A 21,920-nucleotide genomic window follows, 5' to 3' on the forward strand; every position below is an offset into this window, starting at 1 on the left:
AGCAAATAGAAATGCCTGTTTTGCACATTAAGCAAGATAGGCTTGCTCACTACCTCAGTGATATTAGCCCGCAATAGATAATTAATGCGGGTTTATTGGTAGGCGGCTTGGGTTGGGTCGCGGTTGTTCATTAAAATTGTTGCTCTAATCGGGTTGGTATTGCTGGGTTTGTTTCGATTAAAAAAATAATGAGGAAACACCTAATGAAATTGAAAATGACAGGATGTGCAGCCGCCGTGATCTTAAGTTGTTCCGCGTCAGCGGGAACGGGCGTGCAGGATTTTTTGGACAGCTTAAGAAACTTCGAATCGGGTATTAACCCTGCGCTTGCAGACTTTTACCTGGAGAACCTGAATAACCCGGTTTACAAGTATGCCAAAGTCTCTGCACCCGGTCGTATGGTGCGTGACTGCTCGACCGGGAGCATGATCCCTGAAGATACCACCATCAATCAGTTTTTTACCAAGCTGGGTATTGACGGAATATATAACTCACAAACTCCGTATAGTGCTGAGATGTTTAAAACTATGCAGTATAACTCCATGAATGCCTGGGGATTTGTGGGTTATCAGCTGGGTGAAGCCGTTCTGATTGATGCTGGCTACTATAGCCCGAAAGTGGTGACGATTGATGGCAAAGAGTACGACAGCTTTTACGTGTTTGTGGAAGACAGCACCTGGATTGGCTGTAAAACCGAGGCCCTGGTTGAGATTGTCGGCTCTGGTGGTAACCAGATCCAGGCAACAGATGTGAACCGCTGGGAAGGCACCTTTGTCGGTAAGAATGGCGTCAACTCATTCGCTGACCTGCTGATCCCGGATAATCAGGAACTGGTGATGCGCGATGCCATGCGGTTTAACTATGGCGTGATGACGCAGTTGCTGAGCGATGCCAACATGACCTGGGAGCAGGCACTGGCGAAGAGCTGGCCGGGCACAGACGACAATGGTAATCCAATCACAGTGCAGGCGACTATGTCTGGCTTGCTGGCTGCGGCTCACTTACGTGGCGCCTGGGGTACTGCACGATTGCTGACCAAGGATGAAATCACCTGTGATGAGCTGGGCACCTGTATCACTAAGTATGTACACAAGTTTGGTGGTTACAACACTATCTTCGACACACCAGCGGATGATGTGATTGAAGGGTCAAAGTACGATGAAAAGCTGTCTGCGGGCTGGGGTAACGATTTAGTGCTGCCCGGTGGTGGTGTGGATGTTATCGAGCTGCATGAGCAAAGCGGCTCTGTGACCACAGTACGCGATTTCACCGTGGGCGAAGACCGTATTATTCTGCGCGACTGGCAAACGGCTGCACCGCTGAGTAACCTGTCAGTCTCTGATGTGGCTGCCGGTGCTGAGCTGGCATTTGCCGGTCAGCGTGTGGTACTTGAGGGCGTGTCGGCTGCTGCTGTGAACGTCAATACCGAAGCGGTGATTGCCCAGTCGGATATCTATGAAATTGCCTGGTCAGGCAAGCAGACTGTGACCGGCTTTAATCCGCAACTGGATAAAATTCGTGGCACGGCGGGCATTGGCTTTAAACACCTTAAAGCGTATGAGACCGATACGGCATTAGTGGTGGGTGTGCAGGCCAAAGATGGTGGTATCTACAGTTCGGTTGAGCTGGTTGGTCTGACAATTGCTGACTTGACACCAGACATGTTTGATAACGTCACCGGTGGTTACGACCGTCTGGGCTTTATTGTGCCGCTGAACAGTCAGAACTGGGGTTGGAATATGGCACTGACCGTGAACAGCTTTGACCCGGCCAAAACTGTGATCAGCATGCCGCTGTTCAACTACAGCTTCTCCATGCTTATCCTGACGCAGGAAGGGGCGGATACGGTGATCACACTGGACGAAACGGCATCAAAAGGCGACCAGAAACGTCTGGTACTGAAAAACACCGATGTGAACAGTCTGAGTGCTGCCAACTTTGACTATGTGTCTGGTAACTTTACCGACGTGGTGATTGATGTGCCGGTATTCTATGACATCACGGCGACAGTGGTGGGTACGGGTGGCAGCATTTCGCCGACACCAGATGCAAACGGGGTGATCAGCGCTAAGGGCAACACCGACTTTACACTGACCTTTGTGCCAGACAGCGGCTACCGTGTTGCCACACTGAAAGTCGATGGCGTGAGCGTGACAGCGCAGTCAAGCTACACCTTCCCGGCACTAGCTGCGGCACACAGCGTGCAGGTTACCTTTGAACCAGGCAATGCCTGCCCGGCTCCCTGGAATGAAACTCAGGTGTACACCGGCGGTGATCAAGTTACCTTTGGCGGTAAAACCTATGAAGCTAAATGGTGGACGCAGGGCAACAACCCGGCTTCATTAGGCCCATGGAAAGAAATTGCCAACTGTCAGTAATGACGCAATTTGATTAGATACAGGCCATGGTGTGCGCAAGCAGCCATGGCTTTTTTTGTCTGTATGGCGATGTCATCTCTTGAAGCACTGTGGTGATCCGCTACTTCCGCAAGCGGCAAAATAAGGGGGATGGTGGAAAAAAGAGGGAGATAAAAACGCCATGGCGGACTCACCATGGCGTATAAAGCGTGCTGCTAAATCAGGGGATTACTTATGATACCCAAGACACGCTTCGACTTCGTTTTTCGAGCCTAAGATAACCGCCACGCGCTGGTGGATATGCTCCGGGTCGATATCCAGAATGCGTTGCTCGCCGGTGTGGGCCAGGCCGCCGGCTTGTTCTACCAGCATGGCCATCGGGTTGGCTTCGTACATCAGGCGCAGTTTGTATGGCTTTTCCGGGTTTTTGGTATCAGCCGGGTAAGTAAACAGGCCGCCGCGACATAGTACGCGGTGTACGTCACCTACCATGGCTGCAATCCAACGCATGTTGAAGTTTTTACCGCGCGGGCCGGTGTCACCTGCCAGCAGGTCATTGATGTAGTTTTGCATGGCCGGTTGCCAGTGACGCTGATTTGAGGCGTTGATGGCAAACTCTTTGGTGTCGGCTGGGATCTTGGCAAATTCTTCGGTCAGCAGGAAACTGCCGTGGGTTTTGTCCAGCGTGAAGATACGGGTGCCTTTACCTGTGGTCAGTGCCAGCGTGGTGCACGGGCCGTACAGTACGTAGCCTGCGGCAACTTGCTTGTGACCTGGCTGCATAAAGATAGCCGGATCGGCCGGGTCGCCGTCTTCCGGGGCTTCCATAATAGAGAAGATGGTGCCAACCAGTGAATTGATATCAGTATTGGACGAGCCATCCAGCGGGTCGAATGCCACGATAAACTTGGCATCCGGGCTACCCGCTACCGTGCCTTCTTCTTCTTCCGAGGCAATGGCCTTAACATAGCCAGATTCCAGCAGAATGTCTTTGAGTAGCTGATTAGACAGTACGTCGAGTTTCTTCTGAGTTTCGCCCTGAATGTTTTCATCCAGCGTTGAACCCAGCACGCCTGACAGCGCGCCCTGACCGACGCGGAAAGAGATTTCTTTACAGGCAGCCAGAATGGTTCGGATCAGTGAAACCAGTTCACGGGAACAGCCGTCTTCAATTAACACCGGTGGAAGTCTACGCATAAATTTTAGTCCTGATAACGGTTATGTTGCAGCCCTGACAGAGTGAGAGAGCAGGCCACAAACAGCGCTGAATTTTGTCCTAAATAACTGTATTTTGTATACGATTTAATATACAAAAGGGGTACCAGTCATCTAACCTCAAACAACAAAGATAAGAAAATGCGAAAAACACGCTTTGCACCTCACATGTTCTCGGCTTTGCTATTGGCTATGATACCCCAAGCGCACGCCGCAATTAAGTCTATTGATGAATTTACTGACAACTTCAACCATTTTCCCGGGTTCTATGCGTTTTACAGCGACCCATCCAGTGGCAAGATTTATCTGGATGTAGACAAGCTATCACAGCCATTTTTGTTGCAGCACAGCTTGCCGTATGGCGTCGGCTCTAACGACATTGGATTAGACCGTGGTCAGCTGGGTAGTACTTATCTGGTGCAGTTCGAGCGCTTTGGTGACAAGGTGATGCTACGTGCACTGAACACCTATTTTCGCGCCAGTGCCGACAATCCGGCAGAGCAGCAAAGCGTGAAAGAGGCGTTTGCCTCGAGCATTTTAAACGGCTTTAAGGTGGTAGCCGAAGATAACGACAGCGTGCTGATTGACTATACGCCTTACTTATTATCGGACGTGCATGGCGTATCTCGCACCCTGGCGGCGCGCAAGCAGGGCAGTTACAGCCTGGACGCCAGCCGCAGCGCGACCTATATGCCGCGCTCTAAAGCCTTTATGAAAAATACTGAGCTGGAAGCGGTCCTGACCTTTAAGGGCAGCAAACCCGGTGAGTATGTGAAGCAGGCGACGGCGAACCCTTATGCGGTCACTGTCCACCAGCACCACTCGCTGATTGAACTGCCGGATGATAACTATCAGCCCCGCGCATTTCATCCGCAGTCGGGTTACTGGAGCATTGAGCACAAGGACTACTCGGCACCGCTGAGCGAGTCTATGTATGTACGTTATATCCCGCGTCATCGTTTAAACAAAAAAGACCCGACGGCAAAAGTATCTGAGCCGGTTGAGCCGATTGTGTATTACCTGGATCCGGGCGTACCTGAGCCGGTGAAGACTGCGTTACTGGATGGTGCACGCTGGTGGGATCAGGCTTTTGAAGCGGCGGGTTACAAAAATGCTTTTCAGGTCAAAGTGCTGCCGGAAAATGCCGACCCCATGGATATTCGTTACAATGTGATCCAGTGGGTTCACCGTGCTACCCGTGGCTGGTCATATGGTGCATCTGTTATCGATCCGCGCACCGGCGAGATCATCAAAGGTCATGTGACGCTGGGCTCATTGCGGGTACGCCAGGATATCCTGATTGCCGAAGCCCTGGCCGCGCCATTTGTTAAAGGCGATGAAGTGACGGAGCACCTTCATGCCATGGCGCTGGATCGTATTCGTCAGCTTAGTGCCCACGAAATTGGTCATACCCTGGGGATTGCCCATAACTTCTCGGCGTCGGTAAAAGAGCGCGCCTCGGTGATGGATTATCCGCACCCGCTGTTAGGCATGAACGATCAGGGCGAACTGGACATCAGCAAAGGCTATGCCACCGGCATGGGTGAATGGGATACTCAGGTGATCAAATATGGTTACAGCGATTTCACAGCGGTAGACGAAGCGCAGGCACTGGCCACCATTCTTGCTGAGAACAAGAGCAAGGGGCTGGAGTTTATCTCGGATGCTGATGCCCGCCCGAAAGGTGGCGCCCACCCGACCGCCCACTTGTGGGATAACGGTGACGACCCGGCTGCTGAGCTGACCCGGGTGCTGGATATTCGTCAAAAGGCGCTGGCCCGTTTTGGCCTGAATAACATCAAAACCGGCGAGGCCCTGTCACAACTGGAAGAAAAGCTGGTACCGCTGTACTTGTTCCATCGCTATCAGGTTGAGTCGGCAGTGAAGCTGATTGGCGGTGTAGACTATGACTACGAAGTACGGGGGGCGCACACGCCAAAAGGGGCACAGGTGGTTGGCAAAGCCAAGCAGCAGGCTGCATTGGCCGCATTACTGGATACCCTGGCACCTGAACAGCTGATGATCCCAGAGTCAGTATTAGCACTTATTCCACCCAAAGCCTATGGCGAGTATAAGACCCGGGAGAGCGTGAAAGGTCGCACGGGTCTGACGCTGGATGCCATGGCGTTGCCGGAAGTGGCGGCGCAGCATACTTTGAGCTTATTGCTGAACCCGGAGCGACTGAATCGCCTGGCACAACAGGGGGCGCGCAATGATGGCAACCTCAGTAGTGACGATCTGCTGAATACGGTGTATCAGCATGTTTTTCAGCCTGAAGCACAGCCGGGTATGGCAACTAAGCTTGCGCAGCGAGTGCAGTTTCTAACGGCTTATCACCTGGCAACGCTTAGCAGCAGCGATAAGCTGGCACCAGAAGTTCAGGCTCAGTCGCGTTTTTACCTTAACCAGCTGGTGGAGCAATACAGCAACGACTCTTTATTTGGTGGCACCAGTAAAGCGGATGTGTTTGAAACCTACCTGGCTGATCAGGTGGCACAGTATCTGAAAAGCGGCAAATGGCCAGCGGGTTTTAAAGCCTTGCCGATGCCGCCGGGCTCGCCCATCTAAGCGTGTGAAAGAGAAAAACCGGACTGACGTCAGTCCGGTTTTTTTATGCCCGCTCAGTTTAGACTTTTTTGACTAAGGTATTGGTAGTGATATGCGGGAAGGTGACGGTTTGCCCCTGTATGGGGATTTCCATGGTGATATTTTGCGAGTACTGTAACTGAGTAAAGTTATCGCTGCCATCGAGTGACTCGAGCCAGTAGCTGATGGCGTAGCGGCTGACTTTGGCATGCTGTTGCTCAAAGCCAATGTTGGTGACCGGAATGCCTGAGTGTGCGGTATCCACTTCCAGCAGAATGAACTTCTTAGGTGGCGATACTTCCAGCGCATTGGTCAGCGGCTGATTGGGGTTCAGAGTAAAGTCCGGATTCAGATTACCGACACTTTTGGTGCTGTACTGATCGGTGCTGACATCATGGGGCAGGCCCATGGGTAACACGTCGCTCTTACTCAACACAGGAATGGTCGGCACGCCTGTGCCCGACTGGAAATGGCCGCTGGCAAGAATAGAGTTACCATGTGGCACTGACATTTGCTTAATAAAGTCATAGGTTTGTGTGGGCGGCACACTGTTGGGTACGGTTTCGGTGCCCAGGCCGGGCTTTTCACCATTGCCATAAGGACCCAGTAGTTGTTTTTGATCGCTCAGAAACAGCAATGAACCATTTTCGGCATGCACCAGCTGATCCTTGGCCGGACCATCGGCAAAGTAGACGCGCTGCTCATAAAACAGGGTATTGGCAACCTGAGTGCCTAAACCACCCCGGTTAGGCGCCGTGCCGTGAATGGCTGAAAAGGTCAGTTCTTCGTAATACGAAAAGTTTTTCAGAATATAGCTGGCTTCCTGAGGGAGTGGCATCAGGCAGTAAGAAAATGGTTTGTCTGTGCCACCCATGCCAGAGTTACCCAAAGGCTGATTGGTCCAGGTGCCAATCAAATGCTGCAGTGGGCCCAGCTCAGTGGTCGGGGCTGGTGGGTTTTCCTGTGCCGGATCGATCAGCAAAGGTTTAGAAAGATCCGGGGGCGTTACGTCAGTCATGGTGGTGTCCTCATTAATTGCTACAGGCAAATCGGGAATTTATCCCGTATGCCATAGGCTGATCCCTTCAGTGACTGCACGAAGGCAACGGGATCCCTGGCCGCCTTCGTCTGGATGTTATGCCGGGCTATTTATGCCGATGAGAGTTATTCCGATGATAGTCATCCCGATCGTAGTGTGTGGCGTTGTACTCGCTGTAATAGCGGTGATAGCGCTCGCGTGCGTAGCGCTTAGCGTCCTCGCGGTTATTGAAATGCGGCGTCTCACGGTTGTGGTAATCGCCATTCAGCGGCAACATGGCCACCAGTTCTGCTTCGACTCTTTGCAGATGGTCGGCCTGTGGTTGCCAGTCGCTGCCCTGCTGGTGTTGTGTCTGGCCCTCCAACGGTGGTTGACTCTCACTACGTGGCGCGCTGATCCCTTCGAGCGGATCGTCACTGCGCGGTGTGCTCAGGCTTAATACATTGCCAATATCCGGCGCGGCCGCATCCCGATCTGTTAACGGGGACAGACCAAAGCGCTGCTCCAGCGTTGCAAGGATCGAGGTGTGATCCAGCGCTGTGGGCGCTGGGCTACTGGCGTTTATATCTGTGTCAGGCTCGCTGATCCTAAATACCGTGCCGGCGGGAATTCTTGGCGAGACCAGCACCGTAGGCACCCGGACGCCAAAGCGCTGGAAATTGAAACCATCGTTGTCCGGGCAGTCCTTGGGCTGCGCGGCGTTTTCCGGTGGCGGCACATGATCATAGCAACCCCCATGTTCATCATATGTGATGATCAGCAGTGTCTTGTCCCAGGTGGGTGACTGACGTAGTGCCTCATAAATGGCCAGTAAATATTGTTCGCCCTTTGCAACATCATAATTGGGGTGCTGACTGTTGCCATCTGAGCCCCATTCTGGCGCTAAAAAGCTATAGTGTGGCAAAGTGCCACTGGTGGCGGCCTGAGTGAAATCATGGAAATTACCAAACTGACCATGCTCTGGCGACTTGGGTAGGGCTGCCAGAGACTGACGGGTCAGGATGGCATCATTCTCATAGCCAAACAGGCCCCAGCTGAGTCCAGCGTCTTCAAAGCGATTATAAATACTGGTGGCATTGTAGACCTTATCGTGATCATTGAGCCGCCCCTGGCTGGTGGCCATTTGCACAAAGGCCCAGTTGGGCAGCGTCTCGGTGGGCACCGAGCAGTACCAGTGATCGCATACGGCATAGCCTTTGGCCAGGCCACTGAGTACGGGCAGTAGGTCGGGTGTGTACATGCCCATGATGTCGGAGGCTTTGGTGCCCTCGACAATCTGCCAGCTACCCGGTTTTTGCGCATTGTCTTTACGCTGCCAGCTCAGAGTATAGGCAAAGTCTTTAACAAAGCCCTGATTGGTGGCGACTGCTCCTGCAGGCGGCGTGTGGTGATCGCCAAATAGCTGACTGTTGGTATTGTAATAGCCTTCGCCCGGATCGGTGCCGGGCCAGAAGTAAGGGTGTTGATCAGCGGGGATCTTAAATACGCTGATCAGATCGCCGTTGTCGTCCGGGTTGGTTTCTGAGCCGGTCAGGCCCTCAAAAGCATGGCCCAGAGGAGAGCGGTTGCCTTCGTCTGTGTATAAAAACCCCAGCATATGGTCGAAAGAGCGGTTTTCCAGCATCACCACCACAAAATGGTCGATTTGATTGAGTTGATTGTTGCGTGATTGCATAAGTGTCATCCCCGGGTTGTGTGACGGGCTGTTGATTTATAAGAGGCACAATGAGCACGTAATTGTTGATCGTGGCTGTGCAGATAAAAGCACCACAGCTGGTCGTGATAACGCGTGGCACATAACGGGCTGGCGGGATCCCGGTGGACGTTGTTGAGCGGCTGTTGTTCACTCCAACCAGCCTCGGCCATGGTGCCATAACCATTGCTGGTGGTGTCTGCCTTGGCCGGGTCATACGACACGGGTAGCTGGCTGGTGAGTACGCCGGGAATAGAGAAATTGGCGCTCAGCAGTTGCTGACTGTTCGGCGCGTTGTGGAACAAGTGCAGCACGCCATCGAGTGTGGCGGCGGCCAGCCGTCCCTCACTTTGGTAACTGTGCTCCTGTGGTTCGGGCTCGTCGGGTGTGAGTTTACTGGGTGCCTGAGAAAAATGGCCAATACCGAATCCATTAGCTGACCACTGATGGCTCACGGCATTGTCCTGAGGACCGGCGTAGGCGCTGTTGCTGACATCGGTGACATTAAACTCGGCACTGTTGTAGCTCAGGCAGGCCAGTGCATGGGTGCTGCCCTCACGGTAAATCAGCAAAGTATTGCTGCCCAGTGAGGCCAGAGTAAAAATTCCTTCAGGCCTGCACACCAGCGTTTGTGGCTGGCTTTGCCACTGTTGCTGAGCATAACGTTGTGCCAGCATGGTGCCTTGCTGGTCGCGATAAACCAAAAGCAGCTCCTGACTTTGCGGCAACACCTGAAGTGCAAGCGCAGATACACAGCTATCGCTGGGTGCAGCCAGGGATTGCCAGCCTTGGTTAGCCCTCAGCGTTTGCAAAGTGACCCGCAGGTCCTGATCGCGATAGCCCAGCACCAGGGTATCGTCCTGCGCACTTAGTTGCAGCTGGTCTTTGCAATCTTCCTGCAAAAGTAAGGGCTCAGACCAGGCATGACCATCAAAGCTGGTGCAATACAGATGCCCGGGCCTGTCGTTCCGAGTGTAAAACAGATAGAGCAAGTCACCGAGGCTGGCGGTTTGCAGCTCACTGGCATGCTCAATGTGGGGCACACAAGCTGCGGGTTGCCAGTGCAGTGCCTCATCCCACAAAAAGCGGAAATAGTTGGCATGCTCGTCATTTTTACCCAGCGTGCCGAGCGAGAAATTTTCCTCTATGGTGCGCAGCAAGGAATAATGATTGTAACCTTCATGCTGCTGCGACGGCGTCAGAGTATCACCCAGTAATACCGTATAAATCTGATTGGGCCCGTCGTAGTAATACTTGTACTTCTGGCTGGTATCGTAATCCGACTCAAAATCGGCTTCGTCATAGGTGACGACCACCAGCGTATTATCGGGCAGCTTGCTGTCTGGGCCGGGGAAGTTAATCGACGCAAAAAACGACTTCAGCCAGTCGGCCTGCTGATCCACCAATACCGGTGCACGCTCACCCTTGAGGTCATTGTCTTTGCTACCAAGTAAATAATGCCCGTCGTGCCACATATTGGGGGTAAACCAGGCAAACTCGGGCAGGGTATCGTTGAGCAGGTCCTGATAAAACTGTGCTTCGTTACCAATTTTTTTCCAGCGGGTTTCGCTGTCGAGAATGCGGGAAAACGATGAAAAAGGGTCGTGCTTAAGCACATAGGGATAACTGTTCACGGGCGTGAAATTGGTTGCTGTCCAGGGCGTCCAGCCCGCCACATAGCTTTCCATGTAAGCACGCCAGTCCAGATTTTGAGCCGAATCTTCAATCAGGTCAACCAGAGTGCGCTGGGGCAAACGTGGCGGCACTTCATCGTCGGTTACATTGCACAGCTCGCCTGCCAGAGACGCAATATAGTTGGTCTGCGACGGGTGCATTACGCCAAAACTGTTGGTCAGCTCAATCCCCTGCGCAGCAAGATTGCGCATGTACGGATTATTCATCACATAGCCGCGATACTGGTTTTCAAACATGATCACAATAATGTGATCGAAGCGTTTAGTGGCCATATCAGCATCCTCCCGGACGGTCTTCTGCTGGGATATAACGCCAGGTAGGCGTAGCGTATTGTCCGCTGTCATCGGGCAGGGGTACCCGCATCATGCTTTGGGCTTTTTCCTTGAGTCCGAACATAGTGCCAACGGCAGCAACCAGTAAGTCAGGCTGGCCATTAAAAGCCAGGTGAAGCTGATCCAGTAGCAGGCTCAGGGTCAGGTTAAACTCAGTGTCCAGCCGGGCAATGGCGGGATAAGGCTGGTAATGTTTTGGTTGAGGGTTTTTCACCACGTTATAAACCTGATGATAATCAATCGGAATAGCCGGACCGGTCGGTCCTGAGTTGGGCGTGTCACCCTGGACATAGCGATACCCCAGCAGCAGTTCGTTAAAGCGGTAGTAATGGGACAATTCTCTGGGTTGCATAAACAGCTGGTGGTCGCCGCTGCTTATACCTGTGGTATCACCTAACGGAAAGGGCTGATCCGGGTTCCAGCAAGCATCCGGGACCCCTTCGCCCTGCGCGATGATGGCATTGAGGGCAAAGTTGGCGGAGGCCAAGTCTGTCACTGGGGTGATCTCTCCGCCACCGCCATAATAATACTTATGCGCGATTTGCTTGTCATGGCAGTCGGCGGGGAACAGCGCGGGGCCATAACGGTTATGCAGCGTTTGCAAGCCGTTTTCAATACCGACATAGAACTCGCCTATGGTGATATCCTCCTTTTTTGCCAGAGCGGCGGGCATTTCAATGTTGAGGAAGTTTTGCAGTGCCTCAGGGCTGAACTTTTGCAGATCTGCTTCAAACCAGGTTTCGCCGTCAGGTAGCTTAGTCGGAAAGGTAGGTAGAAACTCTGGACTGTTAATGGCTGGACTACCTCCGGTGGCAATCAGCAGATTCGCAGCATTGGTCAGATGGAACATCTCCTCCATAACGACCGAGCGGATCACTGTATAGGCACATTGGTTGGTGCCTTCCTCAATGGAATACAAGGCGGTGAGGTAGACTGGTAATGTTGAGAACTCCAGTTCAATGGCCAGTTGCAGGTCATGGTGCAGCTGTTCAAGTGTTTCTATCGGACGTTTTTGCAGTTTGTGGTACATGGCAGGTCCCTCATTCATACTGGTCGAGTGCGTTTAACACGTTGTCAGCAGCCCAGAAGGTCAGTGCTGCCATGGTTAAAGTCGGATTACTGGTCGCAATGGTGGGCATATTGCCGCAGCCAACCAGATAGAGGTTGGGATGATCCCAGCTGCGTTGCTCACGGTTTACCACTGAGGTTTTAGGATCATCGCCCATCAGGTGCGTGCCGACCAGGTGTCCGGCGCCATTGTAGACATAGCCTTTGCCCTGATACTGCACATAGCCGGGATCGTTGGCTTTGTATTTGGTAAAAGGCTCTACACCGAGGCGTTGGAAAATAGCATCTGACACTTCCTTAGCCTGTGCCATACCGGCACGGGTATAGTTGGTGACTTTGTAATGGATCACCGGTCGATAGTTGCCCAGCTGGTCCCGGTATTGATCGTCTATGGTGACGCGATTCTCGGGGTCGGGGAGTTGCTCTACCAAAAAGCCAAAGCGGAACATGCGCGGGTACTCTTCGGCGATTTTGTGACGCAGTGCCGGACCAAACAAGTTTTGCTCATCGATAAGCTCTGGCACAGTCGCGATAGGTGCGCCTTCTGGCCAGCTCCAGCCCCAGTTGCCTATCTCAATACGAAAAGCGGCTTGCTCTGCGCGAAATGCCCCGCCGCGCAGTGAGGGGATCCCTGAGGTGGAACCCGGACCGCGAAATGCGCCGATTTTGCAGGGCATCAGGCCCCAGGTCAGCATAGTTGGGTGGTCCATCAGGTTACGACCGACCTGATCGCTGGAATTCGCCACATTAGAAGCCAGCATTAGCTTGGCGTTTTCGACGGCGTGGGCCGCCAGCACCACGACTTTGCCTTTGACCGCTTTATCATCATAAGCCGCAGATTTAGTAGAGTGGTAGCGTTTGTAGTGGACCTTAGAGATGTGCTGCGTTTTGTGATCCACCTCCAGATTGTAAGCGACCGCCTGGGTTTCTATGGTTACATTACCGGTGTTTTTAGCTTGCTCCAGCGTTTTTAAAGCTGAGTACTTGGCCTGAATAGGACAGATAGGCACACAGTTAGAATTACCCGCACAGCGCTGACCCAGATCCGGGTTTCCTACTGCCCCCACAGGGCGATAATCACCCCGCGGCATGCCGTTACGCCCCTGAGGGGTTGCAACCACATCAATGGGGTAGGGCTGGTTGTCAATTTCAACTTGCATGCCCTGAAGCCCTTTGGCCAGATACTGATCCAAAAAGCTCTGCGGAATTTGCTCCATCGGATAATCGTAATTTTCTTCAAACGGTAGCTGTACGCTGGGGTTATCAATCTGCTGATAGGTCTGCACATCGGCATTGGCCGAGACCCCAATATGTTGTTCCGCGATTTCGTACCAGGGTTGCAAATCCTGATAGCTGATGGGCCAGTCCCGGCCACGGCCAAAGCGCGTTTTGAGCTCAAAGTCTTCGGGTAGCATGCGCAGGCAGGTGCCCAGCCAGTGCAAGGTGGTGCCGCCTTCACTGCGGGTGTAGGTACTGGCAAACGGATCCGGGCCATACTGAACAAAATAGCCGTGATCACTGACGGGCTTATCCAGCGGTGGCTTTTGAATATCGGTGACCAAAGGTTGCGGGGCATTGGGGTTGTTGGGATACGGGGCGTTGGGGATCTTGGCCATGGCAGTGAAGAAACGCGTCATATAAGACTCATAGCCTTTCTCTTTACCCTGGTCGAAGAAACGTCCGTCGGTGCCGGTGCCTGCTTCCAGGATCAGCACTTTCTTGCCTTGCTCACCCAGCTGTTTAGCCATAATGGCGCCTGCAATGCCGGCCCCGACGATGACCACGTCGTATTCTGTATGATGATGTGTCATGCTGCTTTCCTAATCCAGGTTAAGTGGTTTCGCTGATTGGCCGGGAAAGGCCCAGGTGCCATACCCAGGCTGCTTCGCACCCATGGGGTGACTGCCCAGGGCATTCCACACCAGGCCCTGGATATAGGCATTGCTTGAGATCACGTAGTCTTCAACGGGCTTTTTGTCGGCGCTGAAATCATCCACCCCATACAGGGCATTCCAGTCGGCAGGCAGCTGATACCAGATAGAGAGGTACCACATCTTGATGATGTTTCTGGCAACCGGGCCCAGTTTGGCGCAGTTCCAGATGCGGTCGTAAAATTGTGCCTGATTAGATTCACACTCGAGTGAGCCAACCTCCTCTGCTCGGTGATAGAGTTCCTGTATAACGTCCTGACGAACCCACTGACTGAGTGTCTTACAATAAGTGGGACCCACGCCCGTGCCCTGTAACTCGACCAGATCGTAGCCAGTCAGAGTGGCACTGAGACGATAAAAATCGGTCAGTCTGTACATAAGTTTGCCCCTGATTAAGTGATAAGAGAAATGTATGAGCGGCACACATCAGAGGAAGGAAAACGGCGCAGCAAACGGCGGTCAGCTTGCTGTGTAAGTAGCGGCTTAGGTCACGACAGATACAATGGCACAGGCCATGGTAATTGGTATGACAGAGTGGTTTGCACATCTTTTGCCCCTTCCTTGCCAGTAGACAGATACTGCGGCGTCCTATGCTGACAGTCGATGGCCCCGAACGGCCAGAATGCACCGCAGCCATAAAGCAACGGCACATCTTTAACAGGTAAAAGCCTGCTCTGAGTTGCGATTGACGGATCGCATGCTGGCAGGCTGATACCGACTATGTGTTACATCTGTTCAGGTATAGTTGCTGAGGGGGCGTCTTGCAATTACATGTTATTACACTGCGCTAAGTTGATCAGGCAAAACATTGCTGTTTGATCAACTCAGTCAGGATCTGCTGGCTGGGTTTTATTTTTTCCATCGCGAGATACTCATCTGGTTGATGTGCCTGCGCAATGGAGCCGGGTCCCATTACGATCGTCTCGCAACCAAGCTGCTGTAAAAAGGGGGCTTCTGTACAATAATTCACGGCCACAGCCTGCTGACCTGAAATTTTTTCAGCCAGTTTAACTAAGGAGCAATCTCTTGTGCCATGAAAGGCGGGAATGGGGTCGTGCAAGTCAATCACTGACACGCTGTCGGGATAACGCGCATTGATCGGAGCAACGGCCTGCAGTAACAAGGCCTGGAGCTCTGCGATGCTGAGTCCGGGCAGGGGGCGAAGGTCAATATGCAGCTCGCAGCAGCCACAAATTCGGTTGGCATTGTCGCCTCCGTGAATATGACCTAAATTCAAGGTCGGGTAAGGAATTGCAAAATCCTCAAGTGAATATTTATTCTTTAAATCTTCTTTTAACTGTAACAGATTGGTCATCACCTGCTGCATTATCTCGATGGCATTTAAGCCACGATCCGGATCGGAGCTGTGCCCCGAACGACCCGTTACCCGAATCGCCGAAGACATATGTCCCTTGTGGGTATAAACCGGCACCATATCGGTGGGTTCACCTATGATACAGCGCTCTGGCTTGAGGTTGCTGTGGCGTGCAACCTCCTGTGCACCTGCCATAGTGATCTCCTCATCTGCGGTGGCCAGGATCATGATCGGGGCGCTTTGTGGTATGTCTTGAAGATCTTCCAACGCTTTCAATACAAAGGCAAAAAAACCTTTCATATCAATGCTTCCTAAGCCATAAAATCGATTGTCCTGCTCGCTGAGGGTGAAGGGGTCAAAGTTCCAGCGGCTGTCATCAAAGGGTACGGTGTCTGTGTGTCCGGCGAGCATCAGGCCACCGGTTTGGACTGCCTGGCCCGGCGGACATTTTCTGGCGAGTAAATTGAATTTGCCTGGCGCACTGTGTAGCTCTGAGATTTCAGTACTGAAACCCAGTTGCTCACACCACTGGGCAAGCAGTTCAATGACCGCCCTGTTGCTTTGGTTGAGCGTCTGATCGAGGGCACTGATAGAGGGCCGGGCAATCAGCTCGCGGTACATAGTTTTAAAGTCGGGTAATGACATTGCAGTATCCTAAAAATATTTATTCAAACCTGTTGCATAAAAATCTATATGTATGTAAGGTGAATATCAATTCATTTTTTCAGCATAAATATAGAGGGTGCAACAATGCGACGATAACATCATCAATAGCAGATATATGGGTTTTGTGTTTACTAATTTATAAGAGTTATCGATGTTTAACGTAGCAATTGTTGGCGCCAGCGGATATAGCGGCGCAGAGCTGGCCAGTTTGGTGGCCTGCCACCCGGGTTTGAAACTGAGTGGCTGTTATGTGTCAGCAAATAGTCTGGATAAAGGGAAATATCTGAGTGAGCTATATCCTGAACACACAGGTTTACTTGATGTCTCCCTGCTCCCTTTGACGGATGAGACGTTTGCAGACATAGCCGACAGCGATGTCGACTATGTCTGCCTTTGTACTGACCATAAAGTCAGCGTCGAGTTGGCTCAAACCTTTCTAAAAATGGGCAAAAAAGTCTTCGATTTGTCGGGGGCTTACCGGCTCAAAAGCAGCACCGATTATGAACAATACTATGGCTTCAGCCACCCTTACTCACAATGGCTGGACAAAGCGCGTTACGGTCTGGTGGAGTGGTATGGCGAATCACTGAGCGAAGCTCAGCTGGTGGCGGTGCCCGGCTGTTATCCAACCGCTGCGCTGAACGCACTTAAACCGCTTAAGCAGGCTGACTTACTTAGTGACAGCACCATTATCATCAATGCCGTATCGGGTGTGACCGGCGCGGGTCGCAAAGCCAGCCTCACTACCCATTTTTGTGAGGTATCTTTGGCGCCTTATGGCCTGTTTAATCATCGGCATACTCCGGAGATTGAGCGTTACCTTGATCACCCCGTGTTGTTTACACCGCATTTGGGGAATTTCCCACGGGGTATTCTGGAAACCATTTATGTCTCACTCAAGCCGGGCGTTTCAGAGCATCAGGTTGCACAAGCCTATCAGGTGCTGGCAGACGAGCCGCTGATCCGCCTCAAAGGTGCAAACATGCCTTCAATCAAAGGGGTGGCAAACCGTGCATTTGTCGATATTGGCTGGCAGCAGCAGGGGCAGCAACTGATTGTCACAGTGGCCATAGATAATCTATTGAAAGGCGCGGCAGGACAGGCACTGCAGTGTATGAATCTGGCCAGTCAGTATCCGCATGAACAAGGGTTGATGGGGTAACTTATGACAGATAAAAAAATCTGGGTGATTAAACTGGGTGGCGCAGTACTTAACTCAGAACACGCCGCCCATGACTTATTCAAAGCACTTCATTTATTAGCGCAACAAGACAGCAGGCTAGACTTTGTGGTGGTCCACGGTGGTGGTGCTTTGGTAGACAGCTGGTTGAGTGATGCCGGGTTTGCCACTGCCAAGCATCAGGGATTACGGATCAGCCCCAAAGAGCAAATGCCGTATATTGTTGGTGCGCTTGCCGGGTGTGCAAACAAGCAGTTAATGGCCCAGGCAATCACGGCGGGTTTAAATCCCGTTGGGATCAGCTTATATGAAGCGGGCCTGATGACTTCGCAAAAGCTTAAGGCGTTGGGGCAAGTTGGTACCTGTGAGCCGCATCATGACAGCTTGGTCCCCGAGCTGCTGGCAACCGGCAGAGTGCCGTTGGTGAGTTCAATTGGCATAGGCGCAGATGGTGCGCTGTTTAATGTTAACGCGGATGAAGCGGCGGCTGCGCTGGCACATCAGCTGGGCGGCGAACTGATCTTTATGACCGATGTAGATGCGGTACTGGACGGGGCTGGCCAACCACTGGCACAGCTAAATAGTGAGCAGATAGAACAACTGATAGCACAGAAGGTGATTGTGGGCGGGATGGAGGTCAAAGTTAAGACCAGTCTTCACGCTGCCCGACATTTACGACGTGGGGTGTACATCTCCAGCTGGCAAAAGCCAGACAACTTGGTTGCCCTGATAGCCGGGCAGCACGTCGGTACTCACATTTTACCTTAGGAAGCCTTATGTCGACTCACTTTATTACCGGTCTGGAATTTGATAAAAGCCAGGCTCTGAAACTCCTTGCGCTGGCAAGCGACATCAAACAGCAGCCACAGGAATTTGCACATGCTTTGGCGGGCAAATCTGTGGTCACTTTATTCGAAAAGCCCAGTCTCAGAACCCGTTTGTCGTTCGACATTGGTATCAACAAGCTTGGCGGCCATGCGGTCTATCTGGATCAGCAAAACGGCGCAATGGGCAGTCGTGAATCCGTGCAGGACTTTGCGCTGAACATTGCTACCTGGGCAGATGCATTGGTGGCGCGTGTTTCTTCCCATCATACCCTTGAGGTGCTGGCTGAGCATTCTGATATTCCGGTGGTGAACAGCTTGTGTAACTTATACCACCCATGTCAGGCGCTTGCAGACTTTCTGACTTTGCAGGAAGTATTTGGCGATGTCAGCCAGATCAAACTGGCTTATCTGGGTGAGGGAAACAATGTTTGCCAATCTTTATTGCTGCTGGCAGCAACGCTGGGAGCAGATTTTGTCGCTGTGTGCCCCAAAGGACATTCGCCTGATGCGCAAATTGTAAAACAGGCAGAGCAAATTGCTGCGGTGAATGGGGCGTCTGTGATGATCAGTGATCGTATTGAAGCCGCAGCCGGTGCCAACGCTTTGTACACAGATACCTGGGTCTCAATGGGCAGCGACACGTCACTGGAGCAGGCAAAAACCACCTTTATGCCTTATCAGCTCAATCAGGCATTACTCGAACAAACCGGGGCCAGCACAGTGCTGCATTGCCAGCCTGCGCACCGGGGCTATGAGATCACCTCAGAGGTTATGGACGGTCCTAAAGCGCGGATCCTGCAACAGGCAGAAAACCGCATGCACGCACAAAATGCTCTGTTACTGGCGCTGATGAACAAGCAGCTCGTCTGAGCCAATAAGATTCAAGAATTAAGGTAAAAATATCATGAAAAATATCAAAAAAGTCGTTCTGGCATACTCAGGTGGTCTGGATACGTCGGCCATTGTGCCCTGGTTAAAAGAAAACTACGGCTGCGAAGTTGTTGCGTTTGTGGCCGATGTCGGCCAGGGGGATGAAGAGCTTCAGGGCGTTGAAGAGAAAGCCCTGGCATCTGGTGCCAGTGAGTGTCACATCGTCGATTTGAAAGCTGAGTTGGTCAGTGAGTACATTTACCCGACTTTGCAAAGCGGTGCGGTATACGAAGGCACTTATCTGCTGGGCACTTCCATGGCGCGGCCAATTATCGCCAAAGCACAGGTTGAGGTCGCTCGCAAAGTGGGTGCGGATGCACTGTCTCATGGTTGTACCGGCAAAGGCAATGATCAGGTGCGTTTTGAATCTTGCTTTGCCGCGCTTGCGCCTGAGCTTGAGGTGATTGCTCCATGGCGTGAATGGTCACTGTCTAGTCGTGAGTCCCTGCTGGATTATCTGGCCGAGCGCAATATCCCCTGTGCAGCATCCGCAACCAAAATCTACAGCCGTGATGCCAACGCCTGGCATATTTCTCATGAAGGTGGCGAACTGGAAGATCCCTGGAATCAGCCCAGCGATCAGGTCTGGACCTGGACGGCTTCGCCTGAGCAGGCACCCAATGAGGCTGAACTGGTCAGTGTACAGATTGAGGCCGGTCAGGTAACGGCGGTCAATGGCCAGCCTCTGACACCTTATCAATGTTTGCTGACGCTCAACGAAATTGCCGCCAAACATGGTGTGGGCCGCATTGATATTGTCGAAAACCGCTTGGTGGGTATGAAGTCGCGGGGCTGTTACGAAACCCCGGGAGGCACGGTTATGGTGGCAGCGCTTCAGGCCATTGATGAGTTGGTTCTGGACAAAGCCAGTCGTAAATGGAAAGAAACGGTGGCCAGTGAGTTTGCTCACTTAGTGTATGACGGGCGTTGGTTTACACCGTTAAAAGACTCTTTACTGGCGGCGGCTCAGTCACTGGCTCTGGTGGCCACCGGTGAGGTGGTTCTGAAGCTGTATAAAGGTCAGGTCAGCGCGGTACAAAAGCGCTCGCAAAATAGCTTGTACAGCGAAGATTTTGCGACTTTTGGTGAGGACGATGTGTATGACCAGTCTCATGCCGAAGGCTTTATCCGCTTGTTCTCGTTGTCGAGTCGCATTGCGGCATTGAACAAGCAAAAGTCGGTTAAATAACGGTGATCAGAGGAGTAAAGTAACATGGCACTGTGGGGTGGACGCTTTTCGTCTGGGCCGGATGCGGCCTTTAAACAATTTAATGATTCCTTACCGTTTGACTATCAGCTGGCGGAGCAGGATATTGTTGGTTCGATTGCCTGGGCGGGCGCGCTCAAACAGGTTCAGGTCCTGACTGGTGATGAGCATGCTCAACTGGTCGCGGCGTTGCAAGCGTTACTGGAAGAAGCCAATGCGGATCCGCACGCCATAGCGACGGCTGGGTATGAAGACATTCACTCTTACGTTGAGGCGCGTCTGATTGATAAAGTCGGCGACCTGGGCAAAAAGCTGCACACAGGTCGTAGTCGTAATGATCAGGTAGCCACCGATTTTCGTTTATGGTGTCGTGATAGCGCTTACAAAATCCTTGAAGTACTGGACATGTTAAAAGCGGCATTTGTTGCGCTGGCAGAGCGCGAGCTTGGCACGGTTTTACCTGGCTATACCCACTTGCAACGGGCGCAACCTGTGTTATTTAGTCACTGGTGCATGGCGTATGTGGAAATGCTGGAGCGTGATACATCGCGTCTTCAGGATGCCGTAACACGCCTGAACGAATGCCCGCTTGGCAGCGGTGCACTGGCCGGTACCGCCTATGATATCGACAGGGAGCAGCTGGCTGCTGAGCTGAAGTTTAGCTGTGCCACACGCAATAGTCTGGATGCGGTATCTGACAGAGATTTTGTGCTGGAGTTACTCAGCTGTGCGTCTATTTCTATGTTGCATTTATCACGACTTGCCGAGGACATGATTTTTTATAACTCTGGCGAGGCAGGCTTTATTGAGCTGGGAGATAATGTGACATCTGGCTCCTCTTTGATGCCGCAAAAGAAAAACCCCGATGCCCTGGAGTTGATCCGGGGTAAAACAGGCCGTGTGTTTGGGGCCTTCAGTGCTATGATGATGACGCTAAAAGCACTGCCGCTGGCTTACAATAAAGACATGCAGGAAGACAAAGAAGGCGTGTTTGATGCCATGCCAACCTGGCTGGCCGCTTTACACATGGCACAGTCCTGTATTGAAAGCGTGAAGGTCAATGGAGACAAGACCAAACAGGCTGCGCAGGGCGGACATGCAAATGCCACAGAGCTGGCTGATTACCTAGTGGCAAAAGGGATCCCGTTCCGTGAGGGACACCATATTGTTGGTCAGCTGGTACAACTGGCGCTGAGCGAACGTAAAAACCTCGAAGATTTGAGTCTGGCTCAATTTCAGTCTGTGTGCGCGCAGATCGATCAGGATGTCTACCCGGTACTGCAACTGGATGCCTGTATTGCGGCACGCAACGCCAAAGGGGGAACCTCTTTACAGCAAGTGTCAGCAGCCATCAGTGCAGTGAAAAAAAAACAGCAAATCACGGTTCGTGATGCCACGTTAAACGATGTAGAAGCCATTGCCGGACTGATCCAATACTGGGCTAAGGTAGGTGAAAACCTGCCCCGGGCCAAAAGCGATATGATTCACAGTATCAATGAGTTTGCTGTGACCGAGGTCGATGGCAAGGTGACCGGCTGTGCATCGCTGTATATTTATGACACGGGTCTGGCCGAGATCCGTTCACTCGGGGTCGACCCGTCGGTGCAGGTGAAAGGCCAGGGGCAGTTGCTGGTATCGCATTTGCTGGATAAGGCCAGGCGTCTGGCACTGAAACGTGTTATTGTATTGACTCGGGTGCCAGGCTTTTTTGATAAACAAGGCTTTAGTGGGTGTAATAAGGACAGCCTTCCTGAAAAAGTAATGAAAGACTGTGAGCTGTGTTTGCGTAAAAACAATTGTGATGAAGTGGCAATGGAGTTTATGTTGCAGGCTGTGGAGCCTGCGCGTATTCCCTGCCAGTTTGTGGCCTGAACCCACT

The 21,920-nt window shown here is 52.3% G+C and carries 15 protein-coding genes; 7 read left to right on the plus strand and 8 right to left on the minus strand.

What is annotated here, in order from left to right:
* The first annotated feature begins 203 nt into the window (after positions 1-203).
* Positions 204-2,378, plus strand: a complete 2,175-nt coding sequence (locus ACXAH1_RS02280; protein ID WP_475193430.1) for a carbohydrate-binding protein — start codon at positions 204-206, stop codon at positions 2,376-2,378.
* A gap of 207 nt (positions 2,379-2,585) precedes the next feature.
* Here ACXAH1_RS02280 and ACXAH1_RS02285 read toward each other — a convergent pair whose 3' ends face one another.
* Positions 2,586-3,554, minus strand: a complete 969-nt coding sequence (locus tag ACXAH1_RS02285) for a class 1 fructose-bisphosphatase (protein WP_475193431.1) — start codon at positions 3,552-3,554, stop codon at positions 2,586-2,588.
* A 159-nt stretch (positions 3,555-3,713) separates the two neighbouring features.
* Between ACXAH1_RS02285 and ACXAH1_RS02290 the strand changes: the two genes are divergently transcribed.
* The gene (locus tag ACXAH1_RS02290) at positions 3,714-6,140 is read left to right on the plus strand and encodes a zinc-dependent metalloprotease (protein WP_475193433.1); all 2,427 of its coding nucleotides are present in this window, start codon (positions 3,714-3,716) and stop codon (positions 6,138-6,140) included.
* A 58-nt stretch (positions 6,141-6,198) separates the two neighbouring features.
* Here ACXAH1_RS02290 and ACXAH1_RS02295 read toward each other — a convergent pair whose 3' ends face one another.
* The 7 genes from ACXAH1_RS02295 to argE all read right to left on the minus strand — a co-directional run bounded on the left by ACXAH1_RS02295 (position 6,199) and on the right by argE (position 15,876).
* Positions 6,199-7,176 (minus strand): heme-binding protein, encoded by a 978-nt coding sequence (locus ACXAH1_RS02295; protein WP_475193435.1) that lies wholly within the window; start codon positions 7,174-7,176, stop codon positions 6,199-6,201.
* 127 nt (positions 7,177-7,303) lie between these two features.
* On the minus strand, positions 7,304-8,872 hold the full coding sequence (locus ACXAH1_RS02300) for an alkaline phosphatase family protein (RefSeq protein ID WP_475193436.1): 1,569 nt from the start codon (positions 8,870-8,872) through the stop codon (positions 7,304-7,306).
* Between the two features lie 5 nt (positions 8,873-8,877).
* Positions 8,878-10,857: an alkaline phosphatase family protein gene (locus tag ACXAH1_RS02305; protein WP_475193438.1), complete on the minus strand. Its 1,980-nt coding sequence runs from the start codon at positions 10,855-10,857 to the stop codon at positions 8,878-8,880.
* 1 nt (position 10,858) lies between these two features.
* On the minus strand, positions 10,859-11,947 hold the full coding sequence (locus tag ACXAH1_RS02310; RefSeq protein ID WP_475193439.1) for a ferritin-like domain-containing protein: 1,089 nt from the start codon (positions 11,945-11,947) through the stop codon (positions 10,859-10,861).
* Positions 11,948-11,957: 10 nt separating this feature from the next.
* Positions 11,958-13,796: a GMC family oxidoreductase gene (locus ACXAH1_RS02315; RefSeq protein WP_475193442.1), complete on the minus strand. Its 1,839-nt coding sequence runs from the start codon at positions 13,794-13,796 to the stop codon at positions 11,958-11,960.
* A 9-nt stretch (positions 13,797-13,805) separates the two neighbouring features.
* A complete protein-coding gene (locus ACXAH1_RS02320; protein ID WP_475193444.1) occupies positions 13,806-14,294 on the minus strand; it encodes a hypothetical protein in 489 nt (162 codons plus the stop codon).
* A gap of 418 nt (positions 14,295-14,712) precedes the next feature.
* On the minus strand, positions 14,713-15,876 hold the full coding sequence (gene argE / locus ACXAH1_RS02325) for an acetylornithine deacetylase (protein WP_475193445.1): 1,164 nt from the start codon (positions 15,874-15,876) through the stop codon (positions 14,713-14,715).
* Between the two features lie 172 nt (positions 15,877-16,048).
* Between argE and argC the strand changes: the two genes are divergently transcribed.
* From argC to argH, 5 genes are read left to right on the plus strand one after another with little or no spacing between them, the layout of a single operon-like run.
* The gene (argC, locus tag ACXAH1_RS02330) at positions 16,049-17,059 is read left to right on the plus strand and encodes an N-acetyl-gamma-glutamyl-phosphate reductase (protein ID WP_475193447.1); all 1,011 of its coding nucleotides are present in this window, start codon (positions 16,049-16,051) and stop codon (positions 17,057-17,059) included.
* 3 nt (positions 17,060-17,062) lie between these two features.
* A complete protein-coding gene (argB, locus tag ACXAH1_RS02335; protein WP_475193449.1) occupies positions 17,063-17,845 on the plus strand; it encodes an acetylglutamate kinase in 783 nt (260 codons plus the stop codon).
* A gap of 8 nt (positions 17,846-17,853) precedes the next feature.
* Positions 17,854-18,774, plus strand: coding sequence for an ornithine carbamoyltransferase (locus ACXAH1_RS02340; protein ID WP_475193450.1), 921 nt, complete (start codon positions 17,854-17,856; stop codon positions 18,772-18,774).
* Positions 18,775-18,808: 34 nt separating this feature from the next.
* Complete coding sequence (locus tag ACXAH1_RS02345) at positions 18,809-20,023, plus strand: argininosuccinate synthase (RefSeq protein WP_475193452.1); 1,215 nt, start codon at positions 18,809-18,811, stop codon at positions 20,021-20,023.
* A 24-nt stretch (positions 20,024-20,047) separates the two neighbouring features.
* The gene (argH, locus tag ACXAH1_RS02350; protein WP_475193453.1) at positions 20,048-21,913 is read left to right on the plus strand and encodes an argininosuccinate lyase; all 1,866 of its coding nucleotides are present in this window, start codon (positions 20,048-20,050) and stop codon (positions 21,911-21,913) included.
* Positions 21,914-21,920: the final 7 nt, after the last annotated feature.

Source organism: Pseudoalteromonas sp. AWH4_217 (assembly GCF_056161105.1).